Source organism: Falsiroseomonas frigidaquae, assembly GCF_012163145.1.
Lineage (GTDB): Bacteria > Pseudomonadota > Alphaproteobacteria > Acetobacterales > Acetobacteraceae > Falsiroseomonas > Falsiroseomonas frigidaquae.
The window spans coordinates 596099-613114 of the sequence record NZ_JAAVTX010000003.1; the positions used below are offsets into that span (position 1 = coordinate 596099).

Below are 17016 nucleotides of genomic sequence, written 5' to 3' on the forward strand. Positions count from 1 at the left end.
TCGCCAGATCACCCCGGCAGACGGGAAGGGAGCGGCATGCGACAGATTTCGGCCAGCGTGCCCGCACAGCGCCCCGCAGCGCAGGCCGCCGCGGCCCGGAAGGTGGCCGCCCCCGCGCCGGCCACGACTCTGGAGGAGGCGGTACGCCAGGTGCTGGGTGGCCTCGGCAACGCGTCCGGCGGCGCGGCCCTGGTGCCGGAAGGGCTGGATGCCTTCGCCGTGCGTGTCGCCACGGCTCGCGCCGCCGGCCGCAGCCTCGACCTGCAATATTACATGTGGCACGGCGACGTGACCGGCAAGCTGCTGGCCTGCGAGGTGCTGGCCGCCGCCGATCGCGGCGTGAAGGTCCGGCTGCTGCTGGATGATGCCTATGCGCTGGGTCGCGAACGGGTTCTCTCCGCGCTGGATTCCCATCCGACAATCGAGGTGCGGCTGTTCAACGGCACGCGCTGGCGCATGTTTGGGCGCGCCGGCTTCCTGCTGGAGATGCTGTTCGGCGGCTGGCACCTGAACCGCCGCATGCACAACAAGGCCTGGATCGCCGATGGTGCGGTGGCCATCGCCGGCGGCCGCAACCTGGGTGACGAGTATTTCGGCGCCGAGGCGGATGAGTTCAACTTCCGCGACCTGGACCTGGTGCTGGCCGGCGATGCCGCCGCCGGCACCAGCCGCGTCTTCGAACGCTACTGGCGCAGCAGCCTGGCCCGCCCCGCCGCCGTGGTCTGCCCGCCAAGCGACAAGCGCGGCCTGCCGAAGCTGCGCCACGCGCTGGCCGATGCGGCGGCGGAGCCGGAGGCGATGCGCTATCTGGAGCACCTCGGCGCCTTTCACGGCGCGGCCGGCCCGCTCGCCCGTGGCATGGTGGCGCTGGCGCCCGGTTCCGTGCAGGTGGTGGCTGACCCGCCGGAGAAGGCCCGCCGCGGCCTGGCCGCGCGCCGGCTGGCCCGCGCCGCCGGGGGCATCGCGCCAGAGATCGCCGATGCGCTGCGCAAGGCGCAGCGGGAAGCGCTGCTGATCTCGCCCTATTTCGTGCCCGGCGAGGCCGGACTGGCGCTGCTGCTGGGGCTCGTCGCACGCGGCGTGCGGGTTTCCGTGGTGACCAATTCGCTTGCCGCCACCGATGTGGTGGCCGTGCATGGCGGCTACGCCAAGTACCGCGAACCGTTGCTGCGCGCCGGCGTGCCGCTGTTCGAGCTGAAGCCGAGCGGCGAGGATGAGGATACCAGCGTCTTCGGGTCCCGCGGCGCCAGCCTGCACACCAAGGCCTTCGTGGTGGATGACGGGCCGGTCTTCGTCGGGTCCTTCAACCTCGATCCGCGCTCCGCCGCGCTGAACACGGAAATGGGCGCCTTCGTCGATCACCCGACTCTGGCGCGGGAGCTGCGCGCGGAGCATGACCGGCTGGCAGACCCGGCACGAAGCTGGCGGCTGGGGCTGGAGGAAGGGCGGCTGACCTGGACCGGAAGCGGCCCGGATGGCCGGTTGCGCACGCTGCGGCGGGAACCGGACGCCTCGCTGCGCCGCCGGGTGCTGGCGCGGGTGCTGCGCTGGCTGCCGATCGAATCGCAGCTATGATTTTCGCCGCAGCGCCACGGCCAGGATGTGGCCCGGCGTCGGCTGCCATTGCAGGAAGCGCCAGCGCGCGGTGCCGCCGGGGGCGAAGGACAGGCGCGGCGGGTCCAGGGTGAAGGCGAAGCTGTCCAGCCCGGCGGAAATCCCCTGCCCGGTCGCCTTCACATAAGCCTCCTTCAGCGTCCAGATGCGCAGGAAGGTCGCATGGCGGTCCGCCGGTGGCGTGGCTTCCAGCAGGGCGGCCTCGGCGGGGGCGAAGTAGCGTTCGGCAAGGCCGGGGCCGGCCTCGCGCCGGGACAGGTCCTCGACATCCAGGCCGATATCGTCCTCGGCGGCCAGGGCGCAGGCGACCAGGCTGCGCGTGTGGGACAGGTTGAAGCGCAGCCAGGGCAGGCCATGGGTGGGGTCCAGCTCCGGCTTGCCCTGCGGGCCGCGCAGGAAGCGGAGGGCGGGCGCGGGCAGGCCGGCCGCCTCCGCCAGCATCAGGCGCGCCAGGGCATGGGCGGCGATATAGGCGCGGCGATCGGCCTCGAAGCGGAAGCGTGCGGCGGCGTCCTGCTCCGCCGCATCCAGCGTGGCGTGCCAGGCGGCCAGCGTCGGCGCATCGACGGCATCTGGATGCACCCAGCGCAGCCGCACCGCGCCTCGGGTCAGGCGGGCCATGGCACGGGGTCACGCTCCACCAGGCCGCGGCCACGCCCGGCGGCCAGCAGCGCGGCGCGCAGGGAGGCGCCATAGGACCGGGCGCAGGCCAGGCGGAAGGCCGCGCCATCGCGCCAGAGCAGCAGCGGGATCTGCGCGGCGAGCGTCGCCGCCGCAGCGCCGTCGGGGAAGGCGCGCGGATGCAGGTCCAGCGGCAGGATAGTGGCCAGCGCCTCCCGCGCCAGCGGGCCGGACAGTTCGAAGACGGCGCGGGAGCCATCCATGGGCGTGCGCTGCGCCTCCGCCACCGGCGGCGGAGCGCCGGGCGCGTGCAGGCACAGCCAGGTGCCGGGCGCGGTCCAGATCGCCGTGGCGCCCGCCACCGGCGCCCAGCCGGGGCGCGGCGGCAGGCCGGGCAGCATCGCCGCCGGGCCGTGCAGCGCGGTGGCGCCGATGGCGGTGAAGGGGCGGAGTTCCAGCATAGTCTCCTCAGGCACGGGTGCGGGTGCCTTCCGGGTCGATGAAGACGGGCGCCACCACCTCGGCCTCCCCATCTTGCCCGCGCAGGGCGTCATAGACCCGGATGCGGGTCCCGATGCGCGCCTGGCCGCCGGAGAGCAAGGCCAGGCCGATCTGCGCCTGCAGATGCGGCGACCAGCAGCTGGCGGTAACATGGCCGAGGTCGTTCGCCGTGTTCGCCGCCGCGCCAGGCTCCAGCAGATGCGCGCCGGTCCGCAGCCCATCGCCGCGCAGCCCGACCAGCACGGGCCGCGCGGGATCGACCAGCGCCGGCCGCTGCGCCATGACCCGGCCGATGAATTCCTTGCGGCGCGAGAGCATCCGGCCGAGGCCGAGATTGCCCGCGGTCGTCTGGCCGTTGATCTCGCCGCCGCCGGCATGGCCCTTCTCGATCCGCAGCACGCCCAGCGCCTCCGTCCCATAGGGCTCGGCGCCGGCCGCGCGCAGCCGATCCGCGAGCGCCTCCGCATCATCCGGCGGCACGCCGAGTTCGAAGGCCAGCTCGCCGGAGAAGGACAGGCGGTACAGCCGGCCGCGCAGCCCGCCGGCGAAGACCGCTTCCGTGCAGGCCATGTGCGGCAGGGCGGCGTTGGAGACATCCTGCGCCGTGACCTGCGCCAGCACGTCGCGCGCCCGTGGACCCGCGAGGGCGATCTGCGCCCAGGCATCCGTGACGGAGAGGATGCTCACGTCCAGCTCCGGCCGCAGCACCTGATGCGCGTATTCCAGATGCTGCATCACCCGCGCCGCATTCGCCGTGGTGGTGGTGACGAAGAAGCGGTTTTCCGACAGCCGCGCACAGGTGCCGTCATCGAGCACGAAGCCGTCCTCGCGCAGCATCAGGCCGTAGCGGATGCGGCCGGGCTTCAGGGTGGAAATGTCGTTGGCATAGACGAAATCCAGCAGCGCCGCGGCGCCCGGCCCCACCACCTCGATTTTTCCAAGCGTCGAGACATCGCAGAAGCCGGCGGCGCGGCGCACATGCAGCACCTCCCGGTCCACGCTGTCGCGCCAGCCGGCCTCGCCGGGGCGGGCATACCATTCGGGGCGCAGCCAGGCGCCGGTGGTGACGAAGCTGGCGCCGTGGCGGGCGGACCAGGCGTGCAGCGGCGTCAGGCGGGTCGGCCGGAAATCCGGGCCGGTCTGCGCGCCGGCCAGGGCGCCGATGGCCACCGGCGTATAGGGCGGGCGGAAGATGGTGGTGCCGGTCTCCGCGATGCCGCGGCCGGTGGCCTCCGCCAGGATGGCAAGGCCGACGACATTCGCGGTGCGGCCCTGGTCCGTCGCCATGCCGAGGGTGGTGTAGCGCTTGGCGTGCTCGACGCTGCGAAACCCCTCCCGCGCCGCGAGTGCGATGTCGTCGGCGGTGACGTCGTGCTGGAAATCCACGAAGGCCTTGCGGCCGGGCACATGGTACAGCGCGCGCAGCCCGGCGGGTTCGTCATCCGCCCGCGGCAGCGCCAAAGGCTGGCCCTCATGCCCCGCATCCCGCGCGGCCTGCAGCCCGGCGGCGGCACCGTCGGCGAGGCAGGCGGCCAGGGTGAAGCGGCCCGCGGCGGCGCCGGCCACCGCCATGCCGGGCGGCGGCGTGCCGGGCAGGAAGGCGGCCAGCGCCTCATCCCAATGCGGGCGGCCGCCCTGATGGCTGGCCAGGTGCAGCGTCGGGTTCCAGCCGCCCGAGACGGCCAGCAGATCCGCCGCGATGGCCTCGCCCGTGTCCAGCCGCACGGAGATCAGGCAGAGCCGCCCGCCGGTGCCCACCACCCGCGCACCCGCCACCACACGCAGGCCCGGGCAGGCGGGCCTGTCGCGCGGGTCCACCACCGTCACCTCCGCCCCCGCATCGCGCAGCGCGAGAGCGGTGCGCCAGCCATCATCGCCGGCGGTGAACACCACGGCGCGGCGGCCGGGCAGCACGGCGTAGCGGTGCAGGTAGCCGCGCGCGGCGGCGGCGGACATCACGCCGGGACGGTCATTGCCCGGGAAGGCGATCGGCCGTTCCACCGCGCCGGCCGCCAGCACCACGCGCTTCGCCACGATGGTCCAAGCCCGCTGACGCGGCTGGCCTGGCGCGGGTTCGGCCAGGTGGTCCGCCACGCGCTGCACCGCGCCATAGGTGCCGTGGTCGAAGGCGCCGAAGATGGTGGTGCGCGGCAGCAGCGTAACATCCGGCAGGTTCTGGAGCTCCGCCAGCACCCGCGCGACCCAGCCCGTGGCCGGCGCGCCGTCGATCTCCTGCCGCTCCGCCAAAAGCCGGCCGCCGAGTGCGAAATCCTCATCTGCCAGGATCACGCGCGCACCCGTCCGCGCCGCGGCCAGCGCGGCGGCGAGGCCCGTGGGGCCGGCGCCCACCACCAGCACGTCGCAATGCGCATGCATGCGTTCATAGCGGTCAGGATCAGGCGCCGTCGCGGCGCGGCCGAGGCCGGCGGCACGGCGGATCAGCGGCTCATACACCTTCTCCCAGAAGGCGGCGGGCCACATGAAGGTCTTGTAGTAGAAGCCGGCCGAGAGGAGCGGGCCGAGGAGCCCGTTCAGCGCCATCACGTCGAAGCGCAGGCTGGGCCAACGGTTCTGGCTGCGCGCGGACAGCCCCTCGAACAATTCGGCGGTAGTGGCGCGGGTGTTCGGTTCCTGGCGTGCGCCGTCGCGCAGCTCGACCAGCACGTTCGGCTCCTCGCTGCCCAGGCCCCAGATGCCGCGCGGGCGATGGTATTTGAAGGATCGGCCGACCAGCCGCACGCCATTGGCAAGCAGCGCGGAGGCGAGCGTGTCGCCCGCATGGCCCTGGTATGCGCGGCCGTCAAAGGTGAAGCGCAGCGTCTGCGCGCGGTCGATCAGGCCGCAGGTGGCGAGGCGCGTCATGGCCGGCACGCCTCGGCGCTGGCCACCGCATGGCTGCGCGTATCGCGCATCACCCGCAGCCATTGCCGGCAGCCATGGATGTGCTGCCACAGCTCCGCATGCAGGCCGGCGGGGTTGTCGCGCAGATGCAGATACGCGTGCCAGTCTTCCATCGGCGCATCGGCGGACGGGCGCGGCGGGGGCGCGCTGCCAATGGTCGAAAATTCGGCAGCGTCGCGTTCGCCGCAGAGGGGGCAGGGGATGCGCATCAGTGCAGGTTCGCCTGGGCGCCGGCGCCCTTCTCATCGATCACATGGCCGCTCGCAAGACGGTCCAGCCGGAAGGCCGCGTTCAGCGCATGCGGCTGCCCCGTCGCGATGGTATGCGCAAAGCACCAGCCAGAGGCCGGCGTCGCCTTGAAGCCGCCATAGCACCAGCCGCAGTTGAGAAAGAGGCCCTCCACCGGCGTGCGGTCGATGATCGGCGAGCCATCCATCGACATGTCCATGATGCCGCCCCATTGCCGCAGGTAGCGCAGCCGCGACATGGAAGGGAAAAGCTGCACCGCGCATTCCATCACGTCGTGGACCACCGGCAGGTTGCCGCGCTGGGCGTAGGAGTTGTAGCCGTCGATATCGCCGCCGAAGACCAGCCCGCCCTTGTCGGACTGGCTGACATACAGATGCCCCGCGCCATAGGTGATGACCGTGTCGATCATCGGCTTCACCGCCTCCGACACGAAGGCCTGCAGCACATGGCTTTCGATCGGCAGGCGCAGCCCCGCCATGGAAGCGACGCGGGAGGTGTTGCCCGCCACCGCCAGCCCCACCCGTTTCGCACCGATGAAGCCGCGCGTCGTCTCCACCCCCAGCACGCGGCCGGACTGCACGCGAATGCCCGTCACCTCCGTATTCTGCAGCAGGTCCACGCCGCGGGAATCGGCGGCGCGGGCATAGCCCCAGGCGACGGCATCATGCCGCACCGTGCCGCCGCGCCGCTGCAGCAGCCCGCCCTTCACCGGGAAGCGCACACTGTCCAGGTTCAGCCCCGGCACCATCGCCCGCACCTGCGCCGCATCCAGCAGCTCCGCATCCACGCCCGCCAGGCGCATCGCATTGCCGCGCCGTGCATAGGCGTCCCGCTGGCTGTCGGAGTGGCACAGATTCAGCACGCCGCGCTGGCTGACCATGGCGTTGTAGTTGATGTCCTGCTCCAGCCCTTCCCACAGCTTCATGGAATGCTCGTAGAAGGGCGTGTTGCCGGGCAGCAGGTAGTTCGACCGGATGATGGTGGTGTTCCGGCCGACATTGCCGGAGCCGAGATACCCCTTCTCCACCACCGCCACATCCGTGATGCCGTGCCGCTTCGCCAGGTAATGCGCGGTGGCCAGCCCATGCCCGCCGCCGCCGACGATGATGGTGTCATAGGCCGGCTTCGGCGCCGGATCGCGCCAGGCGGGGGTCCAGGACCGGTTGCCGGTCAGGGCATGGCGCAGCAGGGCCAGGGCGGAATAGCGCATGGCCGCAGCATGGCAGGCGGCGTCCGGACCACTTGCCTCAGAACGACATCGGCTGGTCGTTGCGCGACTATTCTCCCTCCGCCAGCAGGGCTGCGTCACCGCCGGCGGCGGCAGTGTTCACCGTCACCACCCGCTCGGTCATGAAGCGCGGCAGGTAATGCGGCCCGCCGGCCTTGGGCCCGGTGCCGGACAGCCCCTGCCCGCCGAAGGGCTGGCTGCCGACCACGGCGCCGACCATGTTGCGGTTCACATAGACATTCCCCGCCGGCACCGCCTGCGCCACCCGCACGGCAAAGCCCGCGCGGCGGCTCTGCACGCCGAGCGTCAGCCCATAGCCGGTGCCGCCGAGCGCGCGCAGCAGCGCGGCCTCCGTCGCCCCGCGCCAGCGCACCACATGCAGCACGGGGCCGAAGACCTCCTGCGTCAGATCCTCCACCCGGCGCAATTCGACGATGCGCGGCGCCAGGAGATTGCCCTCCTCGGCGGCGGGATGGCGAAACACCTCCCGCGCCCCCTCCGGCAGCCTCGCCAGCCAGTCCTGGATGCGCGCCTTGGCCTGCGCGTCGATCAGCGGCCCGACATGGGTGGCCGGGTCGCGCGGGTCGCCCAGCTTCAATTCGCGTGCCGCGCCGGCGATCATCGCCAGCATCCGGTCCGCCGCTTCCTCCTGCACGCAGAGCAGCCGCAGCGCGGAGCAGCGCTGGCCGGCGGAGCGGAAGGCGCTGGTCAGCACGTCGTCCGTTACCTGTTCCGGCAGCGCCGTGGCGTCCACCACCATGGCGTTCAGCCCGCCCGTCTCCGCGATCAGCGGGATGATCGGCCCGTCCTTCGCCGCAATGGCGCGGTTGATGGCGCGCGCCGTCGCCGTGCTGCCGGTGAAGGCGATGCCCGCCACCGCCGGATGCGCCACCAGCGCCGCCCCCAGATCCGGCCCGCCCGGCACCACCACCAGCGCCTCCGCCGGCAGCCCCGACTGGCGCAGCGCCTGGGCGGCGAGCCCGGCGATGCGCGGCGTCTGCGGCGCCGGCTTCGCCACCACGGCATTGCCCGCGACCAGCGCCGCCGCCACCTGGCCGAGGAAGATCGCCAGCGGGAAATTCCAGGGCGAGATGCACAGGACCACGCCGCGCCCGGACAGGCTCAGCACATTGCTTTCGCCGACCGGGCCGGGCAGCGCCGTGGGCGTGGCCAGGCGTTCGGCCTCATTGGCGTAGAAGCGGCAGAAATCGACGGCCTCCCGCAGTTCGGACAACGCGTCATCCAGCGTGCGGAACCCTTCCTCCTGGATCGCCGCGATGAACTTTTCCGAGTTCGCCTCCAACGCATCGGCCGCACGGCGCAGCACCGCGGCGCGCTGGCTGACGGGCGTGGCGTTCCAGGCGGGAAAGGCGGCCTGCGCACGCGCCATGGCGGCGGCGGGGTCCAGGGCCGGCACTGCCTCCAGCGGCGGCGCCGCATCGCGCGCGGCGATCAGCGCGGCGAGTGCCCGGCGGTCGCCGAATTCCACGCCGCGGCTGTTCGGGCGGTCGCCGAACAACGCCGCCGGGCGCTTCACGCGCGGATGCCGCGGCGGGCCCTCCGCAAGCACGACGGAGGGATGCCGCAGCAGCCGTTCCAGCGGCACCGAGTCATCCGCCACCGCGGCGACGAAGCCGCCATTCGCGCCATTCTCCAGCAGTCGGCGCACCAGATAGGCCAGCAGATCCTCATGCACGCCGACCGGCGCATAGATCCGCAGCGCCGCATCCGGCCGCTGCTCCGCCAGCTTCGCATAGAGCGCGCCGCCCATGCCGTGCAGCCGCTGGAATTCAAACTTTCCCGAGTCCACGCCCTTGGCCGCGGCCAGCGCCAGCACCTCCGCGATGCTGGCGGCATTATGGGTCGCGAGCTGCGGAAAGATGCGGCCCTGCTTCGCCACATCCAGCAGCGCGGCCGCCTGGGTCAGCCAGGCCAAGTCGGTCGCCGCCTTCCGCGTCCAGACCGGGAAATCATCGAGACCGCGTTCCTGCGCGCGCTTGATCTCCGCATCCCAATAGGCGCCCTTCACCAGCCGCACCATCAGCCGCCGCCCGGTGGAGGCGGCGCGATCCGCGAGCCAGCCCACCACCGCCCCGGCACGCTTCTGATAGGCCTGCACGGCCAGCCCCAGCCCTTCCCACCCGGCCAGGGACGGCTCCGTCAGCAGCCGGTCGAAGATCTCGAGCGACAGCTCCAGCCGGTCCGCCTCCTCGGCATCCAGCGTCAGGTTCAGGTCGTGGGCGCGCGCCGCCTGGGCCAGCTCGATCAGGTCCGGCACCAGCTCCGCCATCACCCGGTCACGCGACACCGCCTCATACCGCGGATGGATCGCCGAGAGTTTCACCGACAGCCCCGGCCGGTCCGGCAGCGAACCGCGCGCCGCGCGACCGATCGCGGCACAGGCCGCGTGATAGGCCCCCAGGTATTTTCGCGAATCTGCCGCGGTGCGCGCGCCCTCCCCCAGCATGTCGTAGGAATAGCGCGCACCCTTCGCGGATCGGCCGAGCGCATCCTCGATCGTCTCGCCCAGCACGAATTGCCCGCCCATCAGCCGCACCGCCTGCCGCGCCGCCTGGCGCACCGCCGGCACGCCCAGCCGCCTGGCCATCGGCGCCAGCACGCCGCCCGGCGTCTCCCCGCGGCCGACCAGCCGCGCCCCCATCGCCAGCGCCCAGCCGGAGGCGGCGGAGGCAAAACCCTCCGCATGCTGGCGCCAGTCGCCCTCGGCCAGCTTTTCCGCGATCAGCGCATCGGCCGTCGCGTCATCCGGCACGCGCAGCAGCGCCTCCGCCAGCGCCATCAGCGCCAGGCCCTCGCGGGTGGAGAGCGGCCAGCCGCGCAGGATCTCCTCCACCGCCAGCGGGCCGCCGCCCTCGCGGGCGGCCTGGGCCAGGGACAGCGCCAGGGGCGCGGCCTCCGGGCGGGGGGTGGGGGCGGCGGCGAGCAGCGCGGCGCGCGCGGCTTCCTCGGGCGGGGCGTAGGGGGCCTGGAACATGGCATGCAGCATGCCGCGCCGCCGGCCGTGGATGCAGCGGGATTTTCGGCGGTATAACCGCAGGATCAACGGCGGATGGCCGCATGGACCACGAAATCGACCGCATCGACCGCCGCATGCTGGCGCTGCTGCAACGGGATGGCCGGGCCACGGTGGCGGAACTGGCCGCGCGCATCGGCCTGTCCCCCTCCGCCGCCTCCGAACGCCTCCGCCGGCTGCAGGCCCAGAACATCATCACCGGCTGGGGCGCCCGGCTGGATGCGGCGCGGATCGGGCTGGGCCTGCTGGTCTTCGTCGAGATCAGCCTGGACCACACCACGCCCGACGCCTTCGACCGCTTCGCCACCGCGGTGAAACGGGTGCCGGAGGTGCTGGAATGCCACATGGTCGCCGGCGGCTTCGACTACCTGGTGAAGGCGCGCGTCGCCGACATGGCGGCGTATCGCCGCTTCCTGGGCGATGTGCTGCTCAGCCTGCCCGGGGTGAAGGCCAGCCATACCTACGCCGTGATCGAGGAAGTGATCGCGGAGGCGCCACTGCCCGTGTGACACCGCGAAGCGGCGAATGGGGGACGAAGGCATGTCGCATGCGATGGTGGCGGGGCGCTTCGCGGAGGTGCGGGCGCTGGCGCAGGGCTGGTGGCTGTTCCTGCTGCGCGGCGTGGTGGGCATCCTGTTCGGGCTGGTCGCGCTGCTGCTGCCGGGCATCGGGCTGGCGCTGATCCTCGGCTTCCTGGCGGCCTTCCTGACGATCGATGGCGTCTCCTCCATCACCCAGGCGGTGCGCGGCGGGGCGGGGCGGTCCAGGACCTGGCTGTGGGTTGATGGCATCGCCTCCCTCGCCGCCACGGTGGCGCTGCTGCTGCTGCCGGCGGTCTCCGCCGTGCTGCTGGTGGTGATGGTCGGCGCCTGGTCGCTGGTGGTGGGCGTGATGCGCCTGGTGCTGGCCTTCCGGTCGGGCAGCATCATGCTGGGCCTGCTCGGCGCGCTGGCGGTGCTGGTGGGGGCCTGGATGATCGTCTCGCCCGGGCTCGGCCTGCTGGCGCTGATCTGGGTGGTCGCGGCGCAGGCGATCATCGCCGGCGCGCTGTTCCTGGCGCTCGGCTGGCGGCTGCGGCGGGTCGCGCACGACCCGCATGGGCCGGAGGTTCAGCCGGGCGGCTGACCGCGCAGCCGCCGCCACAGCGCGCCGAACGGCACCTGGCTCAGCAGCAGGAAGGACATGAAGGCCAGCAGCACCAGGGTCAGCGGGCTGGCGAAGGCTTCCTCGACGAAAAAGCCGAGGTCATCGCCCACGGAGATCACCGCGCGGCGCCAGGACACGTCGATCATCGGGCCAAGGATCATCCCCAGCACCACCGGCCCCACCTGGAAGCCGTACATCTTCAGCAGGTAGCCGAAGATGCCGAAGCCGAGCATGAAATACACATCCACCACGCTGTTCTGGATGGCGTAGGTGCCGACCACGGACAGCACCAGGATCAGCGGGATCAGCACGGAAGGCGGGCATTCCACCAGCTTCGCGAAGGCGCGGATGCCGGTCAGGCCGAAGACCAGCAGGAAGATATTGGCCAGCGTCAGGTTGCCGACGGTGAACCAGAACAGATGCGGCGTCTCGATCATCAGCATCGGGCCGGGCTTCAGCCCGTGGATGAACAGCGCGCCAATGATCACGGCGGTGACCGCATCGCCCGGAATGCCCAGCGTCAGCATCGGCACATAGGCGCCGCCGACCGCCGCGTTGTTCGCCGATTCCGGCGCGATCAGCCCCTCATAGGCGCCCTCGCCGAAAGGCCGCGACGGGTTCTTCACGGTGCGCTTCGCCTGGTCATAGGCCATCAGCGCCGCGATATCGCCGCCGGTGCCGGGCAGCGCGCCGATCACCACGCCGATCAGCGAACTGCGCAGCGACAGCGGCAGGTATTTCCGCACCAGGTGCCAGGGCGGGACGATGCGGGAGACATCCTGCTTCACCGGCTTCACGCGCAGATTGTGCAGCTGCACCAGCGCCTCCGACACGCCGAAGAAGCCGATCATGGCGGCGACATAGGGGATGCCGGCCATCAGCTGCACGGTGCCGAGGGTGAAGCGCCCCTCCGCCGTCATCGGGTCCAGCCCCACCATGCCCAGCGCCACGCCAAGCGCGCCCGCGAACAGCCCCTTGGCGAGGCTCTCGCCGGACATGGTGCCCACCAGCAGCAGCCCCATCACGGCCAGCAGCAGATAGTCCCGCGGCGCGAACAACAGCGCGAAGTCGGAGATCACGGGCGCCGCCACGGCCAACGCGATGATGCCGACGAAGCCGCCGATCACCGACATCACCGTGGACAGGCCGATCGCCACCCCGGCCTCGCCGCGCCGGGCCAGCGGGTAGCCATCCAGCGCCGTGGCAATGGCCGCCGGCGCGCCCGGGATGTTCAGCAGGATGGCGGAGCGTGAGCCGCCATAGACACCGCCCGTGAAGACGCCCGCGATCAGCGCCAGCGCCGCATTCACCTCCCATGTGAAGGTGAAGGAGATCAGGATCGAGGCCGCCATGGTGACGGACAGGCCCGGGATGGCACCGATATAGATGCCCGCCAGCGTCCCCGCCGCGGTCAGCGCCAGCAGCGAGGGATCCAGCCAGGACAGCAGGAAGAAGCCAATCTGCTCCGTCACAGCAGCCACCCGGGCGGCAGCAGGCCGCGCAGCAGCCAGCCCTGCGGCAGCACCACGGTGAAGACCATGCGGAACACCACATGCACGACGATGACGGAGACCAGTGCGACCAGCAGCGCGAAGCCCGGCCCGCCCCGGCGCAGATACAGGACCAGTGCGGACAGGAAGGCGAAGGTGGCGATGTGGAAGCCCACCGGCTCCAGCAGCGCCATGTAGAGCGCGATCATCAGCACGGAGAGCGCGACATCGCGCGGCGCGATGCGCGTGGCGAAGCCGGCCTCCGTCGGCACCACCCGCCGCGTGCGCAGGATGATGGCCAGGGAGGACATCGCCATCACCACGCCCGCCGCCAGCGGCGCGATGCCCGGCGCGCTGACGGAATCGAACCCCTGGAGGCGGCTGCCCTCGGCCATCACCGCCAGGCTCATCAGCAGCAGCAGGTAGCCGAACAAAGTCTCGCCCGGCTCCCGCCGCCGGCGCTGGTCATGCATCACGGAAATCCTCGGTGGCGGGGGCGCGGCCCCGCCACTGGGACCGCGCCAGGGTCAGCTCAGGACGGGCGCGGAATGTTCAGCGTCGCCGGGTCGGTGCGCGCGGCGCCGGCCTCCTGCAGGATCCAGGCGGTGACGGATTGCCAGCGGGCGAGGAAGGCCTCGGCCTCGGCGCCCGAGGTGTTCATCACGACATTGCCGTTGCCGGTCATCAGCTGGGTGAATTGCGGGTTCGCCGTGCCGGTGCGGAAGGCGGCCACCAGCTTCTCCCGCGCCTCGGCCGGAATGTCCTTCTTGGCCCAGACGCCGTAGAAGGACCCCCAGGGCATCAGCCGCGCCAGTTCCGGGTAATCCGCCGTCGCGGGCGGCACGTTGGGCAGGCTGGGCAGCGGCGCGTCGTTGAACACGGCCAGCGCCTTCACGCGGCCGGCCCGCACATGTTCCGCCACGGCGCCGGAGCCCACCGTCATCCAGTCCGCATGCCCGCCCTGCAGCGCGGTCAGGCCCGGACCCTCGCCATCGAAGGGGATCGAGATGTGGCGGAACGGCCCGGTGGAGGCGAGCATGGTGGAGACGACATGCGCCTGGCCGCCCGGCCCGGTGCTGGCCATGCGGATGCGGCCCGGATTGCGCCGCATATCCTCCACCAGTTCCTTCAGCGAGTTCCAGGGCTTGTCCTTGTTCGCCACGATCACCGGCACGCTGCGCGCCAGCAGGCAGATCGGCGTGAAATCGGTGTAGTCGAGGCGGGAGATGTTCAGCACCTTGTACAGCAGCGGATTCTCCGCCCCGTAGAGCAGCGTGTAGCCATCCGAGGGCAGGCCATGCACGTAGGTCAGCCCGATGGCGCCGGTGCCGCCGGTGCGGTTCTGCAGCACGATCTTCTGGCCGAGCGCCGCTTCCACATGCGGCGTCACCGCGCGCCCCGTCACGTCGGTGGCGCCGCCGGCGCCCCACTGGATCACGCCGAGCAGGTCGCGCGACGGGAAGGCCTGCGCGCGGGCCGTGGTGGCGCCCAGCAGCGGCGCAGCCGCCAGCCCGCCGAGCAACATCCTGCGATGCATCATGGTTCTTTTCCCCCCGTTTGGTGGCGTCTTCGTTTCCGGGACGCAGGCTGGCACGGCTGGCCGCGGCTTTCCAGACGGGGAAGCCACGCGCCGCGCCGCACGGTAGTGGAATTGCATTCCAGAATGAAAGCCCCTTACGCTGGCGCCAATCGGGTGGACACGGCGCATGCACCAGGCTCTCCGCGACCTGCGGGCGGATTACGACCTCATCGTGCTCGGCGCCGGCGGGGCCGGCATGGCGGCGGCGCTGTTTGCCGCACTGGATGGGCTGCGCGTGCTGCTGGTGGAGCGCACCGAATATCTCGGCGGCACCACCGCCTTCTCCGCAGCCACCACCTGGATTCCGAACACCCTGCATGCGGGGGAAGGCGACAGCCCCGCCCAGGCAGCTGAATTCCTCGACCATGCCGTGGGCAACCATGCCAGCCGGGCGCTGCGCCAGGCCTTCCTGGAGGCCGGCCCACAGGCCATCGCGCGGCTGGAGGCGGAGACGGAGGTCAAATTCCGCGCCCGCCCGCTGCACCCGGACTACATCCAGGAGATCCCCGGCGCCACGCTACGCGGAAGGGCGCTGGAGCCGCTGCCCTTCGACGGCCGCAGGCTGGGCGCGCTGTTCCCGCTGCTGCGGCCGCCGATCCCGGAATTCACCATCCTGGGCGGGATGATGGTGGACCGCGACGATATCGGCCATCTGCTCGGCCTGCGGAAATCCTGGCGCTCCGCCCGCCATGCGCTCGGCCTGCTGGCGCGCCATGCGGCGGACCGGCTGCGCCACCCGCGCGGCACGCGGCTGGTGATGGGCAATGCGCTGGTCGGGCGGCTGCTGCACGAATTGGCGCGGCGTGGCGTCACCATCCTGACCGAGACGAAGACGGAGGCGCTGATCCGTGAGGGTGGCCGCGTCACCGGCCTGCAGCTGCGCCAGCATGCGACGCAGCAGCAGGTCGGGACGCGGCGCGGCGTGGTGCTGGCCACCGGCGGCTTCGGCCGGCACCCGGCGCGGCGGGCGGCGATGCTGCACGCGCCGACCCCCGCCCACAGCCCCGCCGCCCCCGGCCATACCGGGGAGATGCACGACCTGGCGCTCGCCATCGGCGCCCGCTACGGCGAGGGTGGGATGGACAACGCCTTCTGGGCGCCCGTCTCCACCCGCATCCGCGCCGATGGCAGCACCGCGGTCTTCCCGCATTTCGTGCTGGATCGCGGCAAGCCCGGCACCGTCGCCGTCAATGCTGCCGGCCGGCGCTTCGTGAATGAGGCGACCAGCTACCACCTGTTCGCCCGCGCGATGTTCGCCAGCCACGCGACAGTGCCGACCATCCCGTGTTTCCTGATCGCGGATGCGGCGGCGCTGCGGAAATACGGGTTGGGCATGGTGCGCCCCGGCGGGCGCGGCCTGGCGCCCTACCTCGCCGATGGCTACCTGGTGGAGGCGCCGAGCGTGCCGGCGCTGGCGGCGAAGCTCGGCGTGGATGCGGAGGGGCTGGCGCAGACGGTGGCGGCGATGAACCGCTATGCCGAGACCGGGGAGGACCCGGAATTCGGCCGCGGCAGCACCGCCTATCACCGCGCCAATGGCGATGCGGCGCAGCGGCCGAACCCCAATCTCGGCCCGATCGCGACGCCGCCCTTCTACGCGCTGCGCCTGCTGCCCGGCGATATCGGCGCAGCGACGGGGCTGGTGACCGATGCGGATGCGCAGGTGCTGGACGAGGCGAACCGGCCGATCGGCGGCCTCTATGCGGTGGGCAACGACATGCATTCGATCATGGGCGGCGCCTATCCCGGGCCTGGCATCACCATCGGGCCCGGGATCACCTTCGGCTTCCTCGCCGCGCGGCATGCGGCGCGGGGCGGTCAGGCGTGAAGCAGGAAATCCACCATCATGGCGCGGCCGGCGGCGAACATGCCGATGCCGGTCTGCGTGCCGCAGCCTTTGGCGCGGGCGGCGGCGAGCAGCGGCGTGACCTCCGGGCTGGTGATCACCTCGCCCACGAACATGCCGGGGGTCAGGCGATCCGCCTGCACCGGCAGCGCATCGCCGGGCTTCATGCCGGCGGGGGTGGCGTTGCAGATCAGCTCATAGCCGGTGGGGTCGTCGCTGCCCGCGCTGAGCTTCGCCGCGCCGCGCCCGGCCAGCCGCGCCAGCAACCGGTCGCGACGCGCCGCATCGGCATCATGGATGGCGAGTTCCGAAACCCCCGCCTCCAGCAGCGCCAGCGCGATGGCGGTGCCGGCGCCGCCCGCGCCCACCATCAGCGCGCGCTTGCCCTGCGGCAGGCAGCCCGCCTGGCGGATGCCGCCGACGAAGGCCACGCCATCCGTCATGTCGCCATGCCAGCTGCCATCCGCGTTGCGGCGCATGATGTTCACCGATTGCAGGAAGCCCGCGCGGTCCGTGGTGCTGGCGCAATGGGCGAAGGCGCCGAACTTGTGCGGCACGGTCACGACGATGCCATCCAGGTTGCCGGCCAGCGACACGCCCCGCACGAAGTCATCCAGCGCCGCGACGGAAACCTGCGCCGGAACCAGCACCGCATCGCGCCCCCGCGCCGCGAATTCCCTCGTGATGCCGCCGGGCGACTGCACCTGCGCGATGGGATCGCCGATGATGACGAAGACGCGCGTGGCGCCGCTGAGGGCTTCGAGCATGTTGGTTTCCTCCTGTCCCCGCAGCTAGCCACGGCGCGCG

Annotated in this window: 14 protein-coding genes; 4 read left to right on the forward strand and 10 right to left on the reverse strand. The window is 72.0% G+C overall.

Features of this window, described 5'->3' with window-relative positions; translation table 11 throughout:
- Positions 1–36 precede the first annotated feature (36 nt).
- Complete coding sequence (locus tag HB662_RS11780) at positions 37–1575, forward strand: phospholipase D family protein (protein WP_168049897.1); 1539 nt, start codon at positions 37–39, stop codon at positions 1573–1575.
- On the opposite strand, the gene HB662_RS11785 is transcribed toward HB662_RS11780, so the two are convergent.
- The 6 genes from HB662_RS11785 to HB662_RS11810 all read right to left on the reverse strand — a co-directional run bounded on the left by HB662_RS11785 (position 1570) and on the right by HB662_RS11810 (position 10121).
- Positions 1570–2235, reverse strand: coding sequence for a 4'-phosphopantetheinyl transferase family protein (locus tag HB662_RS11785; protein WP_168049898.1), 666 nt, complete (start codon positions 2233–2235; stop codon positions 1570–1572). The genes HB662_RS11780 and HB662_RS11785 overlap by 6 nt on opposite strands.
- Positions 2223–2711, reverse strand: a complete 489-nt coding sequence (locus HB662_RS11790) for an aminomethyltransferase family protein (protein ID WP_168049899.1) — start codon at positions 2709–2711, stop codon at positions 2223–2225. The genes HB662_RS11785 and HB662_RS11790 overlap by 13 nt, the downstream gene beginning before the upstream one ends.
- A complete protein-coding gene (locus HB662_RS11795; RefSeq protein WP_168049900.1) occupies positions 2704–5598 on the reverse strand; it encodes a sarcosine oxidase subunit alpha family protein in 2895 nt (964 codons plus the stop codon). Before HB662_RS11795 ends, HB662_RS11790 begins: the two co-directional genes overlap by 8 nt.
- On the reverse strand, positions 5595–5846 hold the full coding sequence (locus HB662_RS11800) for a sarcosine oxidase subunit delta (RefSeq protein ID WP_168049901.1): 252 nt from the start codon (positions 5844–5846) through the stop codon (positions 5595–5597). The genes HB662_RS11795 and HB662_RS11800 overlap by 4 nt, the downstream gene beginning before the upstream one ends.
- Complete coding sequence (locus HB662_RS11805; RefSeq protein WP_168049902.1) at positions 5846–7096, reverse strand: sarcosine oxidase subunit beta family protein; 1251 nt, start codon at positions 7094–7096, stop codon at positions 5846–5848. Before HB662_RS11805 ends, HB662_RS11800 begins: the two co-directional genes overlap by 1 nt.
- A 67-nt stretch (positions 7097–7163) precedes the next feature.
- Positions 7164–10121 carry an L-glutamate gamma-semialdehyde dehydrogenase gene (locus HB662_RS11810; protein WP_168049903.1) on the reverse strand — a complete coding sequence of 986 codons (2958 nt, stop codon included), beginning with the start codon at positions 10119–10121 and terminating at the stop codon, positions 7164–7166.
- 71 nt (positions 10122–10192) lie between these two features.
- Between HB662_RS11810 and HB662_RS11815 the strand changes: the two genes are divergently transcribed.
- On the forward strand, positions 10193–10657 hold the full coding sequence (locus HB662_RS11815) for an Lrp/AsnC ligand binding domain-containing protein (protein WP_168049904.1): 465 nt from the start codon (positions 10193–10195) through the stop codon (positions 10655–10657).
- Positions 10658–10688: 31 nt separating this feature from the next.
- Entirely contained in the window at positions 10689–11273 is a 585-nt protein-coding gene (locus HB662_RS11820) for an HdeD family acid-resistance protein (protein WP_168049905.1), read from the forward strand.
- On the opposite strand, the gene HB662_RS11825 is transcribed toward HB662_RS11820, so the two are convergent.
- From HB662_RS11825 to HB662_RS11835, 3 genes are read right to left on the reverse strand one after another with little or no spacing between them, the layout of a single operon-like run.
- Positions 11258–12766, reverse strand: coding sequence for a tripartite tricarboxylate transporter permease (locus tag HB662_RS11825; protein WP_168049906.1), 1509 nt, complete (start codon positions 12764–12766; stop codon positions 11258–11260). The two genes, HB662_RS11820 and HB662_RS11825, sit on opposite strands and share 16 nt — an antisense overlap.
- Positions 12763–13257: a tripartite tricarboxylate transporter TctB family protein gene (locus HB662_RS11830; RefSeq protein ID WP_168049907.1), complete on the reverse strand. Its 495-nt coding sequence runs from the start codon at positions 13255–13257 to the stop codon at positions 12763–12765. Before HB662_RS11830 ends, HB662_RS11825 begins: the two co-directional genes overlap by 4 nt.
- 59 nt (positions 13258–13316) lie before the next feature.
- Positions 13317–14324 carry a Bug family tripartite tricarboxylate transporter substrate binding protein gene (locus tag HB662_RS11835; protein WP_245185580.1) on the reverse strand — a complete coding sequence of 336 codons (1008 nt, stop codon included), beginning with the start codon at positions 14322–14324 and terminating at the stop codon, positions 13317–13319.
- 166 nt (positions 14325–14490) lie between these two features.
- Between HB662_RS11835 and HB662_RS11840 the strand changes: the two genes are divergently transcribed.
- A complete protein-coding gene (locus tag HB662_RS11840) occupies positions 14491–16191 on the forward strand; it encodes an FAD-dependent oxidoreductase (protein WP_168049908.1) in 1701 nt (566 codons plus the stop codon).
- Here the strand turns inward: HB662_RS11840 and HB662_RS11845 are convergent.
- A complete protein-coding gene (locus HB662_RS11845; RefSeq protein WP_168049909.1) occupies positions 16182–16976 on the reverse strand; it encodes a shikimate dehydrogenase family protein in 795 nt (264 codons plus the stop codon). The two genes, HB662_RS11840 and HB662_RS11845, sit on opposite strands and share 10 nt — an antisense overlap.
- Positions 16977–17016: the final 40 nt, after the last annotated feature.